This window comes from Methylophaga thiooxydans DMS010 (assembly GCF_000156355.1).
In the GTDB taxonomy this organism is placed as follows: Bacteria; Pseudomonadota; Gammaproteobacteria; order Nitrosococcales; family Methylophagaceae; genus Methylophaga; species Methylophaga thiooxydans.
Genome location: NZ_GG657883.1, coordinates 83,188 through 101,681, shown reverse-complemented (window position 1 = coordinate 101,681; position 18,494 = coordinate 83,188). Strand labels below are relative to the sequence as shown.

At 46.7% G+C, this 18,494-nt stretch carries 19 protein-coding genes; 14 read left to right on the top strand and 5 right to left on the bottom strand.

Features of this window, described 5'->3' with window-relative positions:
• Positions 1 to 21: 21 nt before the first annotated feature.
• From MDMS009_RS00715 to MDMS009_RS00705, 3 genes are all read right to left on the bottom strand, one after another.
• Entirely contained in the window at positions 22 to 612 is a 591-nt protein-coding gene (locus MDMS009_RS00715; protein ID WP_237700441.1) for a L,D-transpeptidase family protein, read from the bottom strand.
• Between the two features lie 69 nt (positions 613 to 681).
• Positions 682 to 1,488, bottom strand: coding sequence for a spermine/spermidine synthase domain-containing protein (locus MDMS009_RS00710; protein WP_008289916.1), 807 nt, complete (start codon positions 1,486 to 1,488; stop codon positions 682 to 684).
• On the bottom strand, positions 1,488 to 2,306 hold the full coding sequence (locus MDMS009_RS00705; RefSeq protein ID WP_043887688.1) for a DUF3530 family protein: 819 nt from the start codon (positions 2,304 to 2,306) through the stop codon (positions 1,488 to 1,490). Before MDMS009_RS00705 ends, MDMS009_RS00710 begins: the two co-directional genes overlap by 1 nt.
• Before the next feature lie 161 nt (positions 2,307 to 2,467).
• Between MDMS009_RS00705 and rpe the strand changes: the two genes are divergently transcribed.
• Genes rpe through trpC form a run of 6 tightly spaced genes read left to right on the top strand, consistent with a single transcriptional unit; the run spans position 2,468 to position 7,762 of the window.
• Positions 2,468 to 3,160: a ribulose-phosphate 3-epimerase gene (gene rpe, locus MDMS009_RS00700; RefSeq protein WP_008289904.1), complete on the top strand. Its 693-nt coding sequence runs from the start codon at positions 2,468 to 2,470 to the stop codon at positions 3,158 to 3,160.
• A 9-nt stretch (positions 3,161 to 3,169) separates the two neighbouring features.
• Positions 3,170 to 3,838, top strand: a complete 669-nt coding sequence (locus tag MDMS009_RS00695) for a phosphoglycolate phosphatase (protein WP_008289940.1) — start codon at positions 3,170 to 3,172, stop codon at positions 3,836 to 3,838.
• 9 nt (positions 3,839 to 3,847) lie between these two features.
• Positions 3,848 to 5,344: an anthranilate synthase component I gene (gene trpE, locus MDMS009_RS00690; protein WP_008289960.1), complete on the top strand. Its 1,497-nt coding sequence runs from the start codon at positions 3,848 to 3,850 to the stop codon at positions 5,342 to 5,344.
• A gap of 5 nt (positions 5,345 to 5,349) precedes the next feature.
• Positions 5,350 to 5,928 (top strand): anthranilate synthase component II, encoded by a 579-nt coding sequence (locus tag MDMS009_RS00685; RefSeq protein WP_008290019.1) that lies wholly within the window; start codon positions 5,350 to 5,352, stop codon positions 5,926 to 5,928.
• Positions 5,929 to 5,935: 7 nt separating this feature from the next.
• Positions 5,936 to 6,949, top strand: a complete 1,014-nt coding sequence (gene trpD, locus MDMS009_RS00680; protein WP_008290070.1) for an anthranilate phosphoribosyltransferase — start codon at positions 5,936 to 5,938, stop codon at positions 6,947 to 6,949.
• A gap of 12 nt (positions 6,950 to 6,961) precedes the next feature.
• Positions 6,962 to 7,762 carry an indole-3-glycerol phosphate synthase TrpC gene (trpC, locus tag MDMS009_RS00675; RefSeq protein WP_008290042.1) on the top strand — a complete coding sequence of 267 codons (801 nt, stop codon included), beginning with the start codon at positions 6,962 to 6,964 and terminating at the stop codon, positions 7,760 to 7,762.
• Here trpC and crp read toward each other — a convergent pair.
• Positions 7,759 to 8,442, bottom strand: a complete 684-nt coding sequence (gene crp / locus MDMS009_RS00670; protein WP_008289991.1) for a cAMP-activated global transcriptional regulator CRP — start codon at positions 8,440 to 8,442, stop codon at positions 7,759 to 7,761. The two genes, trpC and crp, sit on opposite strands and share 4 nt — an antisense overlap.
• Before the next feature lie 117 nt (positions 8,443 to 8,559).
• Here crp and MDMS009_RS00665 point away from each other — a divergent pair, with 117 nt between their 5' ends.
• The 4 genes from MDMS009_RS00665 to MDMS009_RS00650 are packed head-to-tail and all read left to right on the top strand — an operon-like array spanning position 8,560 to position 11,288.
• Positions 8,560 to 8,979: an OsmC family protein gene (locus MDMS009_RS00665; protein WP_008290103.1), complete on the top strand. Its 420-nt coding sequence runs from the start codon at positions 8,560 to 8,562 to the stop codon at positions 8,977 to 8,979.
• On the top strand, positions 8,969 to 10,609 hold the full coding sequence (locus MDMS009_RS00660; RefSeq protein ID WP_008289987.1) for a DUF885 domain-containing protein: 1,641 nt from the start codon (positions 8,969 to 8,971) through the stop codon (positions 10,607 to 10,609). Before MDMS009_RS00665 ends, MDMS009_RS00660 begins: the two co-directional genes overlap by 11 nt.
• Positions 10,609 to 11,001 carry a VOC family protein gene (locus MDMS009_RS00655; protein WP_036313540.1) on the top strand — a complete coding sequence of 131 codons (393 nt, stop codon included), beginning with the start codon at positions 10,609 to 10,611 and terminating at the stop codon, positions 10,999 to 11,001. The genes MDMS009_RS00660 and MDMS009_RS00655 overlap by 1 nt, the downstream gene beginning before the upstream one ends.
• 5 nt (positions 11,002 to 11,006) lie before the next feature.
• On the top strand, positions 11,007 to 11,288 hold the full coding sequence (locus MDMS009_RS00650) for a YcgL domain-containing protein (protein WP_008290001.1): 282 nt from the start codon (positions 11,007 to 11,009) through the stop codon (positions 11,286 to 11,288).
• On the opposite strand, the gene mutS is transcribed toward MDMS009_RS00650, so the two are convergent.
• Positions 11,285 to 13,840, bottom strand: a complete 2,556-nt coding sequence (gene mutS, locus MDMS009_RS00645) for a DNA mismatch repair protein MutS (protein ID WP_043887740.1) — start codon at positions 13,838 to 13,840, stop codon at positions 11,285 to 11,287. The two genes, MDMS009_RS00650 and mutS, sit on opposite strands and share 4 nt — an antisense overlap.
• A 16-nt stretch (positions 13,841 to 13,856) precedes the next feature.
• On the opposite strand from mutS, the gene MDMS009_RS00640 reads away from it, so the two are divergent.
• From MDMS009_RS00640 to alaS, 4 genes are read left to right on the top strand one after another with little or no spacing between them, the layout of a single operon-like run.
• The gene (locus MDMS009_RS00640) at positions 13,857 to 14,357 is read left to right on the top strand and encodes a CinA family protein (protein ID WP_008289867.1); all 501 of its coding nucleotides are present in this window, start codon (positions 13,857 to 13,859) and stop codon (positions 14,355 to 14,357) included.
• Positions 14,358 to 14,411: 54 nt separating this feature from the next.
• A complete protein-coding gene (gene recA, locus MDMS009_RS00635) occupies positions 14,412 to 15,455 on the top strand; it encodes a recombinase RecA (protein WP_008289995.1) in 1,044 nt (347 codons plus the stop codon).
• Positions 15,452 to 15,901, top strand: a complete 450-nt coding sequence (locus MDMS009_RS00630; protein WP_043887686.1) for a regulatory protein RecX — start codon at positions 15,452 to 15,454, stop codon at positions 15,899 to 15,901. Before recA ends, MDMS009_RS00630 begins: the two co-directional genes overlap by 4 nt.
• Positions 15,891 to 18,494: an alanine--tRNA ligase gene (gene alaS / locus MDMS009_RS00625; RefSeq protein ID WP_043887684.1), complete on the top strand. Its 2,604-nt coding sequence runs from the start codon at positions 15,891 to 15,893 to the stop codon at positions 18,492 to 18,494. The genes MDMS009_RS00630 and alaS overlap by 11 nt, the downstream gene beginning before the upstream one ends.

The following is an 18,494-nucleotide window of genomic DNA, read 5'->3' as shown; positions in this document are numbered from 1 at the left end:
AACCGTGATTTTAATTAGCCGTTACTCAGTAATGGTGACTTGAGTGCCTTTACTGATGTATTTAGTGAGTTGTTCTATCTCGTCATTACGCAAGGCGATACAACCTTTTGTCCAGTCGGCAATTTCGTGGATTTCAATCTTGTCTTTAGTTTCAACACCAATACCATGAATACCAATGGCACCACCGAGAGGCGTGTTTTGCGGCGGTAAATTACCGAAAATATGGGCATCCAGAATTTTACGGTATTGCGCTTTACTGATGCGATCTTCCTTCAAAGCCGTGATGGCATCTCGCACACTCGGATAGTCAAGCTGAATAAACATGTGAAAACGGTCACTGTCACGTACTTGCGTGATGTGATATTTACCCAATGGCGTCAGTCGATCGCCTGATTTCATTTTGGCCTTTCTACCACCGCTGCCCAGCGCCACATGGAAAGAACGCAGAACTTCACCGTCTTTTTGTATCAGTAGCCGTTTTTCAGAACGCTTAATCACCAGTTCATAATTGCCTGTTGCCTTAACAGGCTGCTGCCAGACAAGCAGACTTAGACACGCCAGCATGACAATCAAACTACGATTCATACCTGAAACTTTCACAGCAATGTTCAACGTTTTATGCCCTCATCTGGCGCTTTTTTTTGAGCTAATACTATCAAATCAATCCTTTTCAGCAATAGCTCAGGCGAACAACCGGCTGATAAAATTACGGTTTTGTCGAATCAGATTCTGCAACGCTTTGGGTAGATTAACTTGATAGCGCATTTCCCAGTCATCGACTTTGCTGCGTAGTTGTTTCAACTGTGCATGACTGACATCGAAATTTGTCGCTAAAGCAATCACATTGCCTTTATTTTCTACAGGCAGGATCATGGCGCGATTATCAAAGCTCTGGTTAATACGCTGCATAGTGGTATTGAAATTAGCGCGCTCACTCCCCCACAGATTGATGCTGAGAACGCCATTCGCTGTCATGATTCCTGCACAGGCATCAAAAAATGCCTGCACGCCAACACTCGCGGCCATGCCGTTATGGTCATAGGCATCGACTAACAACAAGTCATAACTTAAATCCGTGTCATAAAAGCAGCGACTTACATGCAAGTAGCCGTCACCTAACTGAATATTAAGATTCGGATTGTCTGTTGGCACCCCAAAATAGGATTGCGCCACATCAATCACATCTTGCCGGTATTCAATCACATCAACCTGACAGTCTGGAAAGTGATGGAGCAAAAACTTCACCACCGAGCCGCCACCAAGCCCGACCACCAAAGCTCTGCGTGGTGTCGGGTTGAGTAACAGGCTTCCCATCATCGCTTGGGTATAACTTAATTCCAATGCATGTGGCATGCTGATTCGCATCGAACTCTGGCGAGGGAAGGTACCAAAATGCATCGAACGACTGTCACCTGTATCCACTACTTCAATGACACCTTCGTCGGTTTGCGACTGATGCACGACCATGCCATCACCATATAAACGCATCAGCTTGTTGCTCCTTGAGCAAACGCTTTGTATAGCCAGTTTCTAATCAGATTAAAAACTGGCTGTTCAAAACCATTAAAGTTACTTGTTGCACCCGGAATTTGGCGTTGTGAATATTGCACCACATTCTTCCGCATCATTACGGCTCGTTGTTGCACGTTTGTTGTCTCTTCATATGCTGAAGCTGAAAGCGTTATATCCAACACGTATTGCGCTTCGGGAGCTGTCTCCGCTTGCCACTCAGGACTTATCCAAATTAGCGCGTTATCCTTACCCACTTGCGCGATGGCGGTAGCCGATAACTCAGCACTTTTCCCCATTGCAATAATAACGGTTGGTCCAGGTTGCTGTGCATTGAGATAAGCGACCGCAGCGGCAACTCGTCCAGCATTATCATCATCGCTTGTTGTCGCACTTTCACCCACTTCTGCTTCTGAGGTCGTTTCGATTTGGGCGACTGGTTCTTCATCATTAGCGTTAGGTGACAACAGCAGTTGCGGTTGATACGGATAGCTCAATGCCACCGTCATTGTTGACCAGCCTGACTCTGCCAGCCGTACACGTAACGTGTGAACCAAATCGTAGCTATCAATGCTGCCATCTTGGTCAGGAAGAATCAGTACTTTACCGTAATCACGGCCGGTTTTATCAGCCACAAACGTCGCATCAAACACCTCGTCACCGAGCGGTAGCGTCATATATCCCTCGACATGTCCGGCCTCCGCCTGCATGGACTGCGGCGTTGATTCTGCTACCGTGCCAGACTCAGTATCAGTGGCAAAACCATTGGTCACAAAGGTCGACAACAGTATCGTCAAGCATGAATTAAAGAGGATTTGCAAATCTTACCCCGCATCGTTAAATGTACCTGCATAAGTATAATCACAGCAGATTGATTTCAAAAGCTGAAAAATGAGCACTGATACGGTAAAGTATCGGGTTTACACAGAATTTCTAAACCGATTTAAGAGAGACAAAAATGGCTGAATTTAAAATTGCTCCATCAATTCTTTCCGCAGACTTCGCACGTCTGGGCGAAGAAGTTGACAACGTACTGGCCTCAGGTGCTGACATTGTTCACTTTGACGTGATGGACAACCACTACGTTCCTAACCTGACAATCGGCCCCTTGGTCTGTGATGCGTTACGTAAACATGGCGTTACTCATGAAATCGATGTTCACTTGATGGTGAAACCTGTTGATCGCATTATTCCTGATTTTGCCAAAGCAGGTGCATCATTTATCACCTTCCACCCGGAAGCATCAGAACACATCGACCGCAGTCTGCAATTAGTCAAGGCTGAAGGTTGTAAAACCGGTCTGGTATTCAACCCGGCTACGCCTTTATCTCTGGCAGAACATGTGCTGGATAAAGTTGACCGTATTTTGTTGATGTCTGTTAACCCAGGCTTCGGCGGCCAGAAGTTCATCCCTCACACTTTGGATAAACTGCAACAAGCACGCAAACTGATTGATGCTAGTGGCTATGATATCGATCTGGAAATTGATGGTGGCGTTAACGTCAACAACATCCGTGAAATTGCTGAAGCAGGTGCGCGTACATTCGTTGCAGGTTCAGCGGTATTTGGTGCTGCCAACGACAACGATGCGAATAAATACGAAACGGTCATTGCCGCACTTCGCGAAGAGCTGGCTAAAGCCAACGTATAAGATTTTCGTATGACACTGAAGAAACCTTCAGTTGTGCTTATCGATCTAGACGGCACGCTGGTCGACAGCGTGCCGGATCTAGCTTGGGTAACAGACCAAATGTTGGACTCTTTTAACCTTCCCCCGCGCGGCGAAACGAAAGTACGCAAATGGGTAGGGAATGGTGTCAAAAGCTTAGTTAAACGTGCATTAACCGATCAACTCGACGGCGAGCCTGAGCCAGACTTGCTTGATAAGGCCATACCCGTTTTTATGTCGCTCTACGAACAACATGCATGCGTAGAGAGCACTCTTTACCCAGGTGTAAAACAAGGCTTGGCATGGTTAAAGCAGCAAAGAATTCGGTTGGGGTGTGTCACAAATAAAGACGCACGTTTTACACTACCCATTTTAGATAAACTGGGGATTCATGATGACTTTGATATTGTCATCAGTGGCGACACCTTGCCACGGAAAAAACCGGATCCCGCTCCGTTATTACACGGGGCAGAATTTTTCGGCGTAACGCCGGATAAGGCAATGATGATTGGTGACTCAGTCAGTGATGTGAAAGCCTCACGAGCCGCTGGTTTTAGCATTGTCTGCGTGAGCTACGGCTACAACCATGGTGCGGATATTCGAACTATGGAACCGGATGCCGTAATTGATACTTTTGCAGAGCTGGAAAGCTTATTTTAGAAAGAAGCGATGAAACAGTCCGAATTCGAACAACTTGCCACTGAAGGCTACAATCGCATCCCGCTTGCCCGAGAAGTGTTGGCTGATCTTGATACACCACTCAGCACCTATCTTAAACTAGCAGATGCCCCCTACACTTATCTCTTCGAATCCGTTCACGGCGGCGAGAAGTGGGGTCGTTATTCGATTATCGGCTTGCCCTGCGAAACAGTGGTCAGAATACAAGGCCATGATGTCTCCATTGAGCATCAAGGCAAGGTTATTGAAACCACAACAGCTGACGATCCTTTAGGCTGGGTAGAAACCTTTCAGCAGCGCTATAAAGTGCCTGAAATCGGTCAACTGCCAAAATTTAATGGTGGTCTCGTTGGCTATTTTGGCTACGACACAGTGCGTTATGTCGAAACTCGGTTAGGCGATGCACCTGCATCCGACCCATTAGCCTGTCCCGACATTATGCTCATGGTGTCAGATGAACTCGTGGTTTTCGACAATCTGAGCGGACGCTTATATCTTATTGTTCATGCCGATCCAGCATTGGAAAATGCCTATCAGAACGGCCAGGATCGCCTTGACGATTTAGTTAAAACACTGCGCACAACCACACCGAAATTCCAACACAGTGCGCAGCGCAGACAAGTTAATGAAAGCGATTTTGTGTCTGGCTTCACCCATGATGGCTTTATTGATGCCGTAGAAAAAGCCAAGCAGTACATCACCGATGGCGACATTATGCAGGTGGTTCTATCGCAACGCCTGTCAATTCCTTACGCAGCACAACCGATGGATTTATATCGTGCGTTACGCACCTTAAACCCGTCACCGTATATGTACTACCTCAATCTTAACGATTTTCACGTTGTTGGTTCATCACCAGAAATTCTGGTGCGGATGGAAGATGAAGAAGTCACCGTCAGACCGATAGCAGGCACCCGCCGACGTGGTGACACGGAAGACGAAGATATCGCCTTCGAACAAGATTTATTGGCTGACCCGAAAGAGCTGGCAGAACACTTGATGCTGATTGATCTGGGGCGAAATGATATTGGTCGCGTAAGCCAGACAGGCACAGTAGAACTGACCGATAAAATGGTCATCGAGCGCTATTCTCACGTCATGCATATCGTGTCGAATGTGACAGGTAAGGTGTTACCCAACATGTCAGCGATTGATGCATTAAAAGCGACGTTTCCAGCAGGTACAGTCAGTGGCGCCCCGAAAGTTCGCGCCATGGAAATTATCGATGAACTCGAGCCAGTTAAACGTGGTGTTTATGCGGGTGCTGTTGGGTATCTATCATGGACCGGTAATATGGATACGGCCATTGCGATTCGCACCGCCGTTATTAAAGATGAAACCTTACATATCCAAGCGGGTGCCGGCATCGTATATGACTCGATGCCTGAACTTGAATGGAAAGAAACCATGAATAAGGCCAGAGCGATTTTCAGAGCCGTGGCCATGGCAGAAGCCGGTTTAGAAGCCGATCCGCACGCAGAAGGCTAACAAATATGTTGTTAATGATTGATAACTACGACTCCTTCACCTATAACTTGGTGCAGTACTTTGGTGAGCTCGGTGAAGAAGTTCAAGTCCACCGTAATGACAAAATCACCATTGCAGAAATTGAGGCCCTTGATCCAGATAAGATCGTTCTTTCGCCCGGCCCGTGTACACCTAACGAAGCCGGCATTTCTATGGAAGTCATTAAGCACTTCGCCGGCAAAAAACCATTACTCGGTGTGTGTTTGGGCCACCAGTCAATCGGTCAGGTATTTGGTGGTGAAATTGTTCATGCCCGTGAAATTATGCATGGCAAAACATCCAAGGTATTTCATAACAATACCAGTGTGTTTGAAGGCCTGAATAACCCGCTGGAAGCGACGCGTTACCATTCTCTGGTCATCAACAAAAATAACTTACCGGATTGTTTTAATATCACCGCTTGGACCGAAACCGAAAACGGTGATTTGGACGAAATCATGGGCATTGAACACAAAACCCTACCGATTGAAGGTGTCCAGTTCCACCCTGAATCAATTTTGACCGAACAAGGTCACGAACTGCTGAAAAACTTTCTAAAAAGATAGGCTCGTCATGGATATTCAATCAGCATTAAAAAAAGTTATGCAGCATGACGATCTGACGGCTGACGAAATGACGGCTGTGATGAATCAAATCATGACCGGTAACGCGACCTCCGCCCAAATTGGTGGTTTTCTGATCGGCCTCAACATGAAAGGTGAAACCGTCACCGAAATCGCTTCTGCCGCCGGCGTTATGCGCTCACTGGCTACACCCGTTGCAATTGACGGTGACCATGTTGTCGATACCTGTGGCACTGGTGGTGATGGCGCGAGTACGTTTAACGTATCAACCGCAAGTGCTTTTGTTGTGGCCGCAGCGGGAGCCAAGGTAGCAAAACATGGTAACCGCTCTATCAGCAGCAGTTCAGGCAGTGCGGATGTGCTTGAATCAGCAGGCGTAAACCTCGAACTGACTCCCGAACAAGTGAAACACTGTGTTGATTCAATCGGCGTCGGCTTTATGTTTGCTCAGAAACATCACGGTGCCATGAAGCATGCCATCGGTCCGCGTCGTGAAATGGGTGTGCGTACCATCTTTAACCTGCTTGGCCCGCTCACCAACCCTGCCCGTGCAGCACATCAAGTACTGGGCGTATTTGATGAAAAGTGGGTTCGCCCCATGGCGGAAGTATTACAAAAATTGGGCAGTGAGCATGTCTTAGTGGTTCACGCTCAAGATGGTCTCGATGAAATCAGTATAGGTGCCGAAACCCATGTCGCTGAATTAAAAGACGGCACTATTGAATGTTATTCCATCAAGCCGGAAGATTTTGGCATGACGCGCAGTAGCATCAGTCAACTTACAGTTCAAAATGCCCATGAAAGTTTGCAATTGATCAAAGCTATTTTCTCTGGCGAAAAAGGTCCTGCCCGTGACATTGTGGTGCTGAATGCTGGTGCTGCGATCTATGCTGCAAATATCGCAGACACCTTGTCCCAAGGTATTGAAATGGCGAATACCGCTATAGACAATGGTGTCGCCATGCAAAAACTTAACGCCCTGATTGTTACCAGCCGAAGCTAGAGCTAAAAAATAATGTCTGAAAACACACCCGATATTCTGGTCAAAATCCTTAAACGTAAACAGGAAGAAATTGCCGAGCGTTCTGCCAAAATTCCACTGGCGATCATGCAGCAATTAGCGGAAGCCGCTGATCCTGTGCGCGGTTTTGTCGAATCCCTATCTCAAAGAATCACCGATGGTGACGCTGGCGTTATTGCTGAAATTAAAAAAGCATCACCGAGTAAAGGACTGCTTCGAGAAGACTTTAAACCTGCTGAGATAGCAGCCAGTTATGAAAAACACGGCGCGGCTTGTTTATCGGTGTTGACGGATCGTGACTTTTTCCAAGGTCATGAAGAGTTTCTACAACAAGCACGTAGAGCCTGCGCCCTACCCGTTATTCGTAAAGATTTTATTATCGATCCCTATCAGGTGTTCGAGGCAAGAGCGATCAGCGCAGACTGTATTCTTTTGATTGTTTCTGCTCTGGACGACAACCAATTAGAGCAACTGAGTCAATTAGCGATTCAATTGGGTATGGATGTCTTGGTTGAAGTTCATGATGTAGACGAGTTAGAACGTGCATTGGTCTTGAACTTACCACTTATCGGTATTAACAATCGCAACTTGCGCACATTCGAAACATCTCTCGACACCACCTTAAACTTATTATCACGCATCCCAGACGGTCATATTGTGATTACCGAAAGTGGTATACACACACCGGAAGATGTAAAGCTGATGCGTGATAACAAGGTAAATGGTTTTCTCGTTGGTGAGGCCTTTATGCGTGCTGAGGATCCCGGTTTAGCGCTGAGTCATTTGTTTTTCTAGAGCTTTTTAACAACGGGGTTTTTGTGTCGATTGGCTTCATCATAGACCACCACCGTTTTGCCGTGCGCCCAGATTGTGCCGTCTTCTTGCAACTCTTTAAGAACACGCCCGACCATTTCGCGTGAGCACCCCACCATACGACTGATTTCCTGACGTGTGATTTTGATTTGAATACCTTGAGGGTGGCGCATTGCATCAGGTTGTAATGCCAGTTCTTGTAACGCTGCCTCAACACGGCCTGCCACATCAAGAAAAGCCAAGTCTGTCGCTTTTCTTGTCGTCGACAATAAACGCGAAGCCATTTGCTCTCCGATGGTATAAATCAACGTCGCATAACAATTTTTTAACTGGGTATCTGCCAGAGTTCGTAGTTGCTGATACGACACTTCTTCAGTACGAACATCTGTTTTCGCTCTGATAGTAACCATTCGGTCACCCACTTCAGAAAAGAAACCAATCTCACCGATAAAGTCACCTTGGTTCAGATACGCCACAATCAGCTCTTCACCCTCTTCATTTTCCATGCAGACGGTGACAGAACCTTCGCGAATGTAATAGAGTGTGTCGGCTGGATCGCCGGGACGAATAACAATGTTTTTAGCTGGATAAAATTTGCTATGGCATACGTGGAAAAAATCGGCTAAGCCTTCTTCAAGCGCTTTATGTTTATGGTATTCCATTCAATATCCTAGTTAAAAACCGGTGACGATTATACAGCTGTAAGCGGTTATAATTCGTTTTCAATTTCACAAATATGGCAAAATTAAAGTCATTTATCAACTTTGGGAAGTATTTGAATGAAAGCAAGAGTGAAATGGGTAGAAGATGTCATGTTTCTGGGCGAGTCAGGCACAGGCCATACCGTAGTAATGGATGGTCCTGAAGAAGCCGGTGGTCATGGTACCGGTATGCGCCCAATGGAACTGCTTCTGCTCGGCATGGGAGGTTGCACGGCGTTTGATGTTATTGAAATACTGAAAAAGTCACGTCAGGATGTACATGATTGTGTAGTTGAAATCAATGGCGAACGCAGTGAAGAAATCCCCAAGGTTTACACCAATATTCACGTTCACTTCAAAGTGACAGGTCGTGATATTAAATCGAGTTTTGTCGAACGTGCTATTACGATGTCGACCGAGAAATATTGTTCCGCGACATTAATGATGGCAAAAACAGCTACCATCACCCACGACTTTGAGATTATTGATGTCGACTGAAACCCGTCAACGCTTTGAATGCATAGAAGACAGTTATTTAAAGAGCTGGTGTCAATTTAACCCTGAAGCTGCTCTCGATGCGGGTGTTGAAGACTCAGCCGGCGAACTCACACCGTGTGACGATACCAGCCTGGGTATTCAACTGGTTCTGAACGAAAAATGTCTGACCGCATTGGATGAGATCGATCCTGAGCAGCTAGATTCACAGCAACATATGCATTATCAGATTCTTCGTGGTTGGGCCTTATTGGAACACCACGAACTGATGGAGCATGATTGGCGTTACCGAGAACCTGCACGTTTTTTGCCCATTAATGCCCTGCACCAACTAACGATTAGGCCACTTGAAACGTTTAATCAAGCCCTACTCTCTCGGTTGCAACAGATCCCTCATCATCTCAGAGAAGCCAAAACCTATCTCGACACAGCACCGGAATTGATTCCCCCTGCCTGGCTGGAAATGACCACACAAGAATGTGAGTCAGGCATTGATTTCTGTCATCACTTATCGCAACATCCACGCGTACGTCAGGCGATTTCAACCCAAGAGGATATCGAACCGGCACTGCAACAGGTATCAACGTCGCTGGAAGCCTTTCATCACCACTTACAACGCCTCAATGGCAAGGCGAAAGGTGATTTTGCCTGTGGTCGTGAGCATTTTGAACGTCTGCTGAACTATCGTCATTTCCTTCCGATAAATGCACAACGTTTACGTCAATTTGGTGAACAGTTATTCGCGGACACAAAAGCACAGTTGGACAAAGCCATTGCTGAATCAGGGCTAACTCTTGAGAAAATAAGAGAAGATCACCCCACTTCTGCTGAGTTGCTGGATTGTTATCAAACTGAAATGCAGGCCGCCAAAGACTTTTTAAAATCGCATGATTTAGTCTCCATGCCAGGCCGACAACATCTCACTGTGGTCGATACTCCGGCCTTTTTACGTCACCAGATTCCTTTTGCAGCCTATCTTGATCCAAGTATTGCGGATCTGAGTCAGAATGCTTTTTACTACGTCACCCCTGTAACTTGCGATACAGAACTGGCAGAACATAACTACGCCGCCATTGCCCAAACCAGTGTCCATGAAGCGTGGCCCGGACATCATTTACAATTTGTCACAGCAAATCAATCCGAACAGAGCAGCAGTTTGCTACGTCGATTATTTCCCTGTGCCACATTGTATGAAGGCTGGGCTTTGTACTGTGAACAAATGATGTTGGAACAAGGTTACGAACGCTATCAGGGCCAAACCGTTGTGATGTTACGTGACAGACTATGGCGCGCATTACGCATTATCATTGATGTCAATCTGCATACAGGGAAATGGGATCAGCAACAGGCCATTGCCGAGATGGTTGAGAAGCTCGGTTTCAGTCAAGAGCAAGCCCAAGCTGAATGTAACTGGTACAGTCTCGCACCAACTGTTCCGATGAGTTATGCGGTCGGCTGGGCGCTAATTAACGCCCTAAGAGACATTGTAAACCCTGCTGATAGTGCCGAATTAAAAACCTTTCATGACAAACTTCTAAGCTGTGGTTCTGTCGCATTACCACTGGTAATTGAAAATCAATTTGGTAGCGCTATCTGGCAACAGTGTTGTCAGCACGTGTTTGGAGACGACTAATGCAAAGACCCGGAAAAACCGGCGGAATGCGTCATGTGGCGCTTTTTGTGGAAGATTTGGCAGCATGCGAATTTTTCTATGTGCACTTACTTGGGATGGACGTCGAATGGCGACCTGACGATAACAATGTTTACCTCACATCAGGTAACGACAATCTGGCGTTACATCAGGCTGACACCAAGCCCGCCAGTAGTGAACAACAACGTTTGGATCACATCGGATTTATCATTCCAACGATGGACGAAGTTGACGACTGGTTTGCTTTTTTAGAAGCGAACAATGTTAAAATTCGCAACGCACCTCGCACGCATCGTGATGGCGCGCGTAGCTTTTATTGCTATGACCCAGGCGGCACTGTAGTGCAGATTATTTATCATCCCCCCATTTCTTGAGCATCATGAAAACCTACATTTACAAAAGCACTAAAAAAGAAGAGTTATATCTTTATATCGTCAACAAAGATGATTTCTCAGCCGTACCGCAAGAGTTATATGACTCAATGGGGAAAGAGCCGGTTTTTGTTATGGAACTCGCGTTAAGTTCGGACCGTCCGCTGGCACGTGAAAATGTCGATCAAGTCATTGAAAACCTAGAAAATCAGGGTTTTCATGTGCAAATGCCACCACGCCCAGAAAAACTAGGCGAGTTTAACAACCCGAAAAAACAACACCTGCACTAAGCATCTAACTGACGTCGAAGCTCATAAAGCACATCCAAGGCCTGTTTGGGACTAAGTTCATCAGGATTCACAGCCTGTAGGCGTTTTTCCCATTCAGGTTTACTGGGTACAACAAATAAATCAGGTTGTGGCTGGTTTGCCTCATCGTCAGCTTGATAGCGATTTTGTTCAAGCTGCTGTAATTTGACCCTAGCCGCGGCAATGACATCATCGGGAACACCCGCCAGTTGCGCTACTTGCAATCCATAGCTTTGATTGGCAGCCCCGTCTTTTAATTGATGTAAAAAGACAATTTTGTCGCCATGCTCAATCGCGTCCAAGTGCACGTTACGCGCTTTTTCGAATAAAGCAGGTAACTGCGTCATTTCAAAATAGTGGGTGGCAAACAAGGTGTAAGCACCAATATCACGAATCAATTTTTCAGCACATGACCATGCCAAGGCTAGACCATCAAAGGTACTGGTCCCCCGGCCTATCTCATCCATCAAGACCAAACTGTGTTGTGTCGCATTATTTAAAATATTGGCCGCTTCGTTCATTTCTACCATAAACGTCGAACGACCTGATGCGAGATCGTCGGAGGCACCAATCCGGGTAAACACCTGATCAACGGGTCCAATAACCGCTTTCGTTGCAGGAACATAGCTTCCCATATGAGCCATCAACACAATTAGTGCCGTTTGGCGCATATAGGTCGATTTGCCCCCCATATTGGGGCCGGTAATGATCAACATGGGTTGTTCGCCACTAAGCTTTAGATCATTGGCACAAAAAGGATGTGGCTGACAGACTTCAACCACCGGGTGACGACCATTCTCGATATGAATGCCAGGCACATCAGAAAATGACGGTGCCACATAATCTAAGGTTTCTGCACGCTCAGCAAGGTTCGCCAAAACATCCAACTCGGCTAGAGCGGCAGCCGAATGCTCTAAAGCTGCCAACTCGGGCGCTACCCGATCAAATAAGCCATCATAAAGCGATTTTTCCAACGCCAAGGCCTTTTCATTGGCACTTAACACCTGCTCTTCAAAGGCCTTCAACTCAGGCGTGATATAACGCTCTGCATTTTTCAGAGTCTGCCTGCGAACATATTCTGTCGGCACGTCAATATCATGCGCTCGACTCAGCTCGATAAAATAGCCATGCACTTTGTTATAGCCCACTTTTAAGGTACTAACACCAGTGCGTTCACGCTCTTCTTTTTCTAACTTATCGAGGAAGCCACTCGCGTTCTGATGCAAATCTCGCAAATGATCCAACTCATTATTAAACCCTGGCTTTATGACACCACCGTCACGAATTAACACCGGCGGCTCATCAATAATCGCTGTTTGCAGTAAAGTCAGTAATTCAGAAAACGTGCCAAGCGTGCGATCAAGATGCCGGATATGCAAACTGGTCATTGGCTTGAGCAACTGATGCATTGCAGGCAATATTTCCAGCATTTGCCTGAGATGCATAAAGTCACGTGGTCTGGCAGTTCGTAAAGCAATACGCGTGAGAATACGTTCGATATCACCCAAAGAACGCATTAAATCGTGACAGTCCGTGAAATGGTGCTGGTCTATAAACTGCTGAATAACCTCTTGGCGTTGGCGTAATATTTTTTGATCACGCACTGGTCGCATTAGCCAGCGTCGCAACATTCTGGCGCCCATCGGCGTCGCCGTTCTGTCCAACACTGATATCAGCGTGTTTTCACGCCCTCCTGAAAGGTTTTGCTCTAATTCCAGGTTTTTACGCGATGGCGGATCCAGCTTAATACTGTCTCTGGTGAACTCAACATTGATGCGTCTTAAATGCGGTAAAGCAGTTCGATGTGTTTGCTGTGCGTAGTTGATAAGACAACCCGCCGCTTGAATGGCAAGATCAAGCTCATCACAACCAAAGCCTTTCAGGTCGGTTGTATTGAAGTGTTCACAAAGCCGTCTGTTGGCTGCTTTTTGTTCAAAATGCCATTCAGGCAAAGCACGTAACTGCTTGGCAAAAGCCCCGAAGTCATCTAATTCGGTATCACTGATCAGAATTTCAGCAGCTTGTAAGCGTGCCAGCTCCGCCTGTATGTCAGATAAAGAATCCAACTCTGAGACAACGAAACGTCCACTACTGATTTCAGCGGAAGCGAGACCATAACGTCCCTTATTATGACTGACAGCCACTAAGAGATTTTCATTACGACTGTCGAGCAAGGCTTCTTCAGTCAATGTACCCGGCGTGAGCACTCTGACTACTTCGCGCTCTACGGGACCTTTGCTTTTGGCCGGGTCACCTATTTGCTCACAAATAGCAACCGATTCACCTAATTTTATCAAGCGCGACAAATAGCCATCCGCAGCGTGATATGGCACCCCGGCCATCGGGATCGGCGCACCATTACTACTCCCCCTTGCCGTCAGTGTGATATCGAGTAATTCGGCGGCTTTATGGGCATCATCAAAAAACAATTCATAGAAGTCGCCCATCCGATAAAACAATAAAAATTCAGGGTGTTCTGCTTTGATGCGCAGATACTGCTGCATCATTGGAGTATGATTTTGGTTTTGAGTCATCGGCATAGTTTATATCATGCAAAACATTTCTGACGCATCACTCCACCAACTCGTTGAGGAAATTGCTCAACTTTTAGTCAGCCAACAAAAACATCTCGTCACAGCGGAATCATGTACCGGCGGATGGGTAGCCAAATGCTGCACTGATTTGGCAGGTAGTTCAGCCTGGTTCGAACGTGGCTTTGTCACCTATAGCAATGAAGCAAAAATTGAAGAACTTGGCGTTGCCCCAGCCACCTTGGAAAAAAATGGCGCTGTGAGTTTGTCAGTGGTAGAGGAGATGGCGCTCGGTGCAATGGCGCACTCGAATGCAGACATGTGTGTCGCAATAACAGGAATCGCAGGGCCCGATGGCGGAACAGCCGAAAAACCTGTCGGTACGGTCTGGATAGGCTGGGCAATGCAAAATGCAGGTGTTCACAGTATCTGTTTTCAATTCGCTGGTGACCGTAACACCATCAGGAAACAGGCCGTTTTTGAAGCCCTGACGGGGATCGTCAAAAACGCTAGAGACTAACTGCTATCTATGGGATAATCGATGATTTACACAATCTAGTTCAGGGGTAGCTCAATGGACGACAACAAGAAGAAGGCACTCGGTGCAGCACTGGGACAAATCGAAAAGCAATTCGGTAAAGGTGCCGTCATGCGTATGGGTGACGCTGGTGCAGCCCGTGATATTGCCGCTGTGTCGACCGGCTCAATCGGCTTAGATGTTGCCTTGGGCATTGGCGGTTTGCCTCGCGGCCGTGTGATCGAAATTTATGGCCCTGAATCATCTGGTAAAACCACATTAACCCTGCACGCCATTGCTGAAATGCAAAAAATGGGCGGCACGGCAGCATTTGTCGATGCGGAGCATGCGCTTGACCCTGTTTATGCAGAAAAACTCGGTGTAGATATAGATGACTTACTGGTGTCGCAACCTGATACTGGTGAACAAGCGCTGGAAATCACCGATATGCTGGTACGCTCTGGCGCAGTGGATATTGTTGTCGTTGACTCTGTTGCTGCCTTAACCCCAAAAGCTGAAATTGAAGGCGATATGGGTGACAGTCACATGGGTCTTCAAGCCCGCCTGATGTCTCAAGCCTTGCGTAAGCTAACGGCGAATATCAAACGTTCGAACACCTTGGTTATCTTTATTAACCAAATCCGTATGAAGATCGGTGTCATGTTTGGTAACCCTGAAACCACCACAGGCGGTAATGCATTGAAATTCTATGCCTCTGTTCGTCTTGATATTCGCCGAATTGGTGCTATCAAAAAAGGTGATGAGATTCTGGGTAATGAAACTCGCGTCAAAGTCGTTAAAAACAAAGTGGCGCCACCTTTCAAACAAGTCGAGTTCGATATCCTCTACGGCGAAGGTATTTCACGTGAAGGCGAACTGATTGATCTGGGCGTGTCACAAAACCTGGTAGAGAAATCAGGCGCTTGGTACAGCTACAACGGAACGCGTATTGGTCAAGGTAAAGACAACGTGCGTGCATTTTTGAGAGAAAACACAGAAATGGCGGCTGAAATCGAAGCGAAAATTCGTGAAGCTATGTTGCCTAAGAAGGTAAAACCGGCTGACACTCAACCACCCGTCGAGAATGATGTAGAAGCGTGAAACAATCTACCAGCGCGCGAGCGGTAGGCTACCTAGCTAACCGAGAACATAGTGCACTGGAGTTGTCTCGCAAACTGCAAAAAGCCGGCTTCGACCAAGTAGAAATAGAAGACACCATCGCACAGTTACAACAAGCTGGTTTACAAAGTGATGAACGGTTTGCAGAAAGTTTTGTAAGTTCGCGCGCTAACCGGGGGTATGGCAGTGTGCGAATCGGCATGGAATTGAAAGAACGTGGTGTAAACTCGGATATCATCACGACAAGTCTGCAGCAGGCAGACATAGACTGGTTTGCTTTGGCCATAGAAGTCCGCTGCAAACGTTTTGGGGAGCATAGTCCAGATGACTTTAAAGATCGCGCAAAGCAACAGCGATTTTTACAGTATCGGGGCTTTACTCATGAACAAATAACGGAAAGTTTTAATTTAACCAACAATGAAAAGTAGCGCTGATTTACGCAAGTTGTTTCTCGACTTTTTCGCAAGCAAGGGCCATGAAGTGGTTGCCAGCAGTCCGCTGGTTCCCGCTAACGATCCTACCCTGCTATTTACCAACGCTGGTATGGTGCAATTTAAGGAAACCTTCCTTGGCCAAGAAACCCGTAAATACACTCGTGCAGTGACTACGCAGCGTTGTGTACGAGCCGGTGGTAAGCACAATGACTTGGAAAATGTCGGTTACACCGCCCGTCACCATACCTTCTTTGAAATGCTCGGTAATTTCAGCTTCGGCGATTACTTCAAACGTGAAGCAATTCAATATGCTTGGGAATTTTTAACCGAAACGCTGGCGCTACCTCCAGAAAAACTCTGGATAACCGTATTTGAAGAAGATGATGAAGCCGCTGATATCTGGCTTAAAGAAATCGGTGTATCAGCTGATCGCTTTTCACGAATTGGTGCCAAAGATAATTTTTGGTCAATGGGTGATACCGGCCCATGTGGTCCCTGCTCTGAAATCTTTTATGACCATGGCGAAGACATTGCTGGGGGTCCTCCCGGCACACCAGAAGAAGATGGCGATCGTTACATCGAAATCTGGAACCTGGTCTTTATGCAATTTGATCGTAGCGCCGATGGCACACTGACACCCTTACCCAAACCGTCCGTTGATACCGGCATGGGATTGGAACGTCTCGCGGCTGTTCTGCAACACGTCCACAACAACTACGAAATTGATTTATTCCAACATTTGATCGAAGCGATTCAGGCGCTTTCTGGGACAGAAGATTCGAGTAACTTCTCATTACGCGTTATCGCCGATCACATTCGTTCTTGCTCGTTTATGATTGCGGACGGTGTTCACCCTTCAAACGAAGGCCGCGGCTATGTATTACGTCGGATTATTCGTCGCGCAATACGTCATGGCCACAAGCTGGGACTTAAAGAAGCATTCTTCCATAAATTGGTGCAGCCCTTAGTTAATGAAATGGGCGATGCATTTCCAGAGTTGAAACAAGCACAAGCGTTAGTTGAAAAAGCTTTACTGCAAGAAGAAAACCGTTTTGCCGATACCTTAGACAACGGCTTGCGTATTCTTGATCAGGCCATTGAAGATATGGGCGATAAAGAGATTCCTGGTGAAACTGTTTTTCTTCTCTATGACACCTATGGGTTCCCTATTGATCTGACAGCAGACATTGCCCGTGAGCGCGGTTTAACGATTGATATCGCAGGCTTTGAGCGAGCAATGGAAGCACAGCGAACTCGTGCACGTAGTGCCAGCCAGTTTGCCGGTGGTTTATCAGAGCAAATCGCTATTGATGGTGAAACGGCGTTCTGTGGTTATTCACAAACACAAGAAACTGGCACCATCACAGCCATCATCGCTGATGGCGAACATGTCGACCAACTCGAAGCAGGACAAGAAGGCGTATTGGTATTAGATCACACGCCTTTTTACGCTGAATCTGGCGGTCAGGTTGGCGACCATGGCGAAATAACCAGCGATAACGCCAGTTTCACTGTCAGCGACACACGTAAACAAGGTAAAGCGTTCACACATATCGGTCGCTGTGAACATGGTCAATTCCACGTTGGCCAAAGCGTCACCGCTCAAATCGATGAAAGTAATCGCCAAGCCACTGCTTTGAATCACTCGGCGACGCACTTATTACATGCTGCTTTACGCAACGTGTTAGGCGACCACGTCATGCAGAAAGGTTCTTTGGTTGATCCACAACGTTTACGGTTTGATTTCTCTCATTTTGAACCGGTTACCCCTGATCAGTTGCATGACATCGAACGCATGGTAAACCAACAGATTCGCCTCAACCATCCGGTAGACACCAAACTTATGGCGATTGAAGAAGCTAAGAAAAGCGGCGCCATGGCACTGTTTGGTGAAAAGTACGATGATGAAGTTCGAGTCCTTAGCATGGGCGATTTTTCGATCGAACTGTGTGGTGGTACGCATGTTCAACATACCGGTGATATTGGCTTACTTAAAATTACTGCTGAAGCCGGTATCGCATCCGGTGTTCGCCGAATTGAGGCTGTAACCGGTGATAAAGCACTCGACTACATCGACACCACGCAATCGACCTTGAATCAGGTATCTGACTTACTCAAAGCCAAACCAGACAATGTTCAGGACAAAGCCGCTTTATTAGTTCAACGTAGTCGTGAACTGGAAAAAGAGCTGGAAAGCCTGAAAGCAAAACTGGCCAGTAGCGCTGGCGATGATCTTGCTAACTCAGTACAAGAGATCAATGGTATTAAAGTGCTTGCTTCATCACTCGAAGGCGCTGATGGTAAAGCATTACGTGAAGCTGTTGATCAGTTGAAAAACAAACTGGGTACTGCAGCCATTGTACTCACAGCAGTCAAAGACGAAAAAATCACAATTATTGCTGGCGTTACTAAGGATATTACCGATAAAATCCGCGCCGGAGATTTGGTTGGTCATGTTGCCAGCCAAGTTGGTGGTAAAGGTGGCGGTCGTCCTGACATGGCGCAGGGCGGCGGTAATGAACCTCAGAATCTGGCAGCGGCTCTGGCATCTGTCACCGACTGGGTCGGATCTAAGCTGGAAAACTAA

What these genes read in the sequence shown, in the direction of transcription:
- trpC (WP_008290042.1), top strand. Translation starts at nt 6,962, where the DNA reads ATGTCTGAAAACACACCCGATATTCTGGTCAAAATCCTTAAACGTAAA.
- mutS (WP_043887740.1), bottom strand. Translation starts at nt 13,840, where the DNA reads ATGACTCAAAACCAAAATCATACTCCAATGATGCAGCAGTATCTGCGC.
- MDMS009_RS00665 (WP_008290103.1), top strand. Translation starts at nt 8,560, where the DNA reads ATGAAAGCAAGAGTGAAATGGGTAGAAGATGTCATGTTTCTGGGCGAG.
- crp (WP_008289991.1), bottom strand. Translation starts at nt 8,442, where the DNA reads ATGGAATACCATAAACATAAAGCGCTTGAAGAAGGCTTAGCCGATTTT.
- MDMS009_RS00695 (WP_008289940.1), top strand. Translation starts at nt 3,170, where the DNA reads ATGACACTGAAGAAACCTTCAGTTGTGCTTATCGATCTAGACGGCACG.
- trpE (WP_008289960.1), top strand. Translation starts at nt 3,848, where the DNA reads ATGAAACAGTCCGAATTCGAACAACTTGCCACTGAAGGCTACAATCGC.
- MDMS009_RS00640 (WP_008289867.1), top strand. Translation starts at nt 13,857, where the DNA reads ATGCAAAACATTTCTGACGCATCACTCCACCAACTCGTTGAGGAAATT.
- MDMS009_RS00685 (WP_008290019.1), top strand. Translation starts at nt 5,350, where the DNA reads ATGTTGTTAATGATTGATAACTACGACTCCTTCACCTATAACTTGGTG.
- trpD (WP_008290070.1), top strand. Translation starts at nt 5,936, where the DNA reads ATGGATATTCAATCAGCATTAAAAAAAGTTATGCAGCATGACGATCTG.
- rpe (WP_008289904.1), top strand. Translation starts at nt 2,468, where the DNA reads ATGGCTGAATTTAAAATTGCTCCATCAATTCTTTCCGCAGACTTCGCA.
- MDMS009_RS00710 (WP_008289916.1), bottom strand. Translation starts at nt 1,488, where the DNA reads ATGCGTTTATATGGTGATGGCATGGTCGTGCATCAGTCGCAAACCGAC.
- recA (WP_008289995.1), top strand. Translation starts at nt 14,412, where the DNA reads ATGGACGACAACAAGAAGAAGGCACTCGGTGCAGCACTGGGACAAATC.
- alaS (WP_043887684.1), top strand. Translation starts at nt 15,891, where the DNA reads ATGAAAAGTAGCGCTGATTTACGCAAGTTGTTTCTCGACTTTTTCGCA.
- MDMS009_RS00650 (WP_008290001.1), top strand. Translation starts at nt 11,007, where the DNA reads ATGAAAACCTACATTTACAAAAGCACTAAAAAAGAAGAGTTATATCTT.
- MDMS009_RS00655 (WP_036313540.1), top strand. Translation starts at nt 10,609, where the DNA reads ATGCAAAGACCCGGAAAAACCGGCGGAATGCGTCATGTGGCGCTTTTT.
- MDMS009_RS00660 (WP_008289987.1), top strand. Translation starts at nt 8,969, where the DNA reads ATGTCGACTGAAACCCGTCAACGCTTTGAATGCATAGAAGACAGTTAT.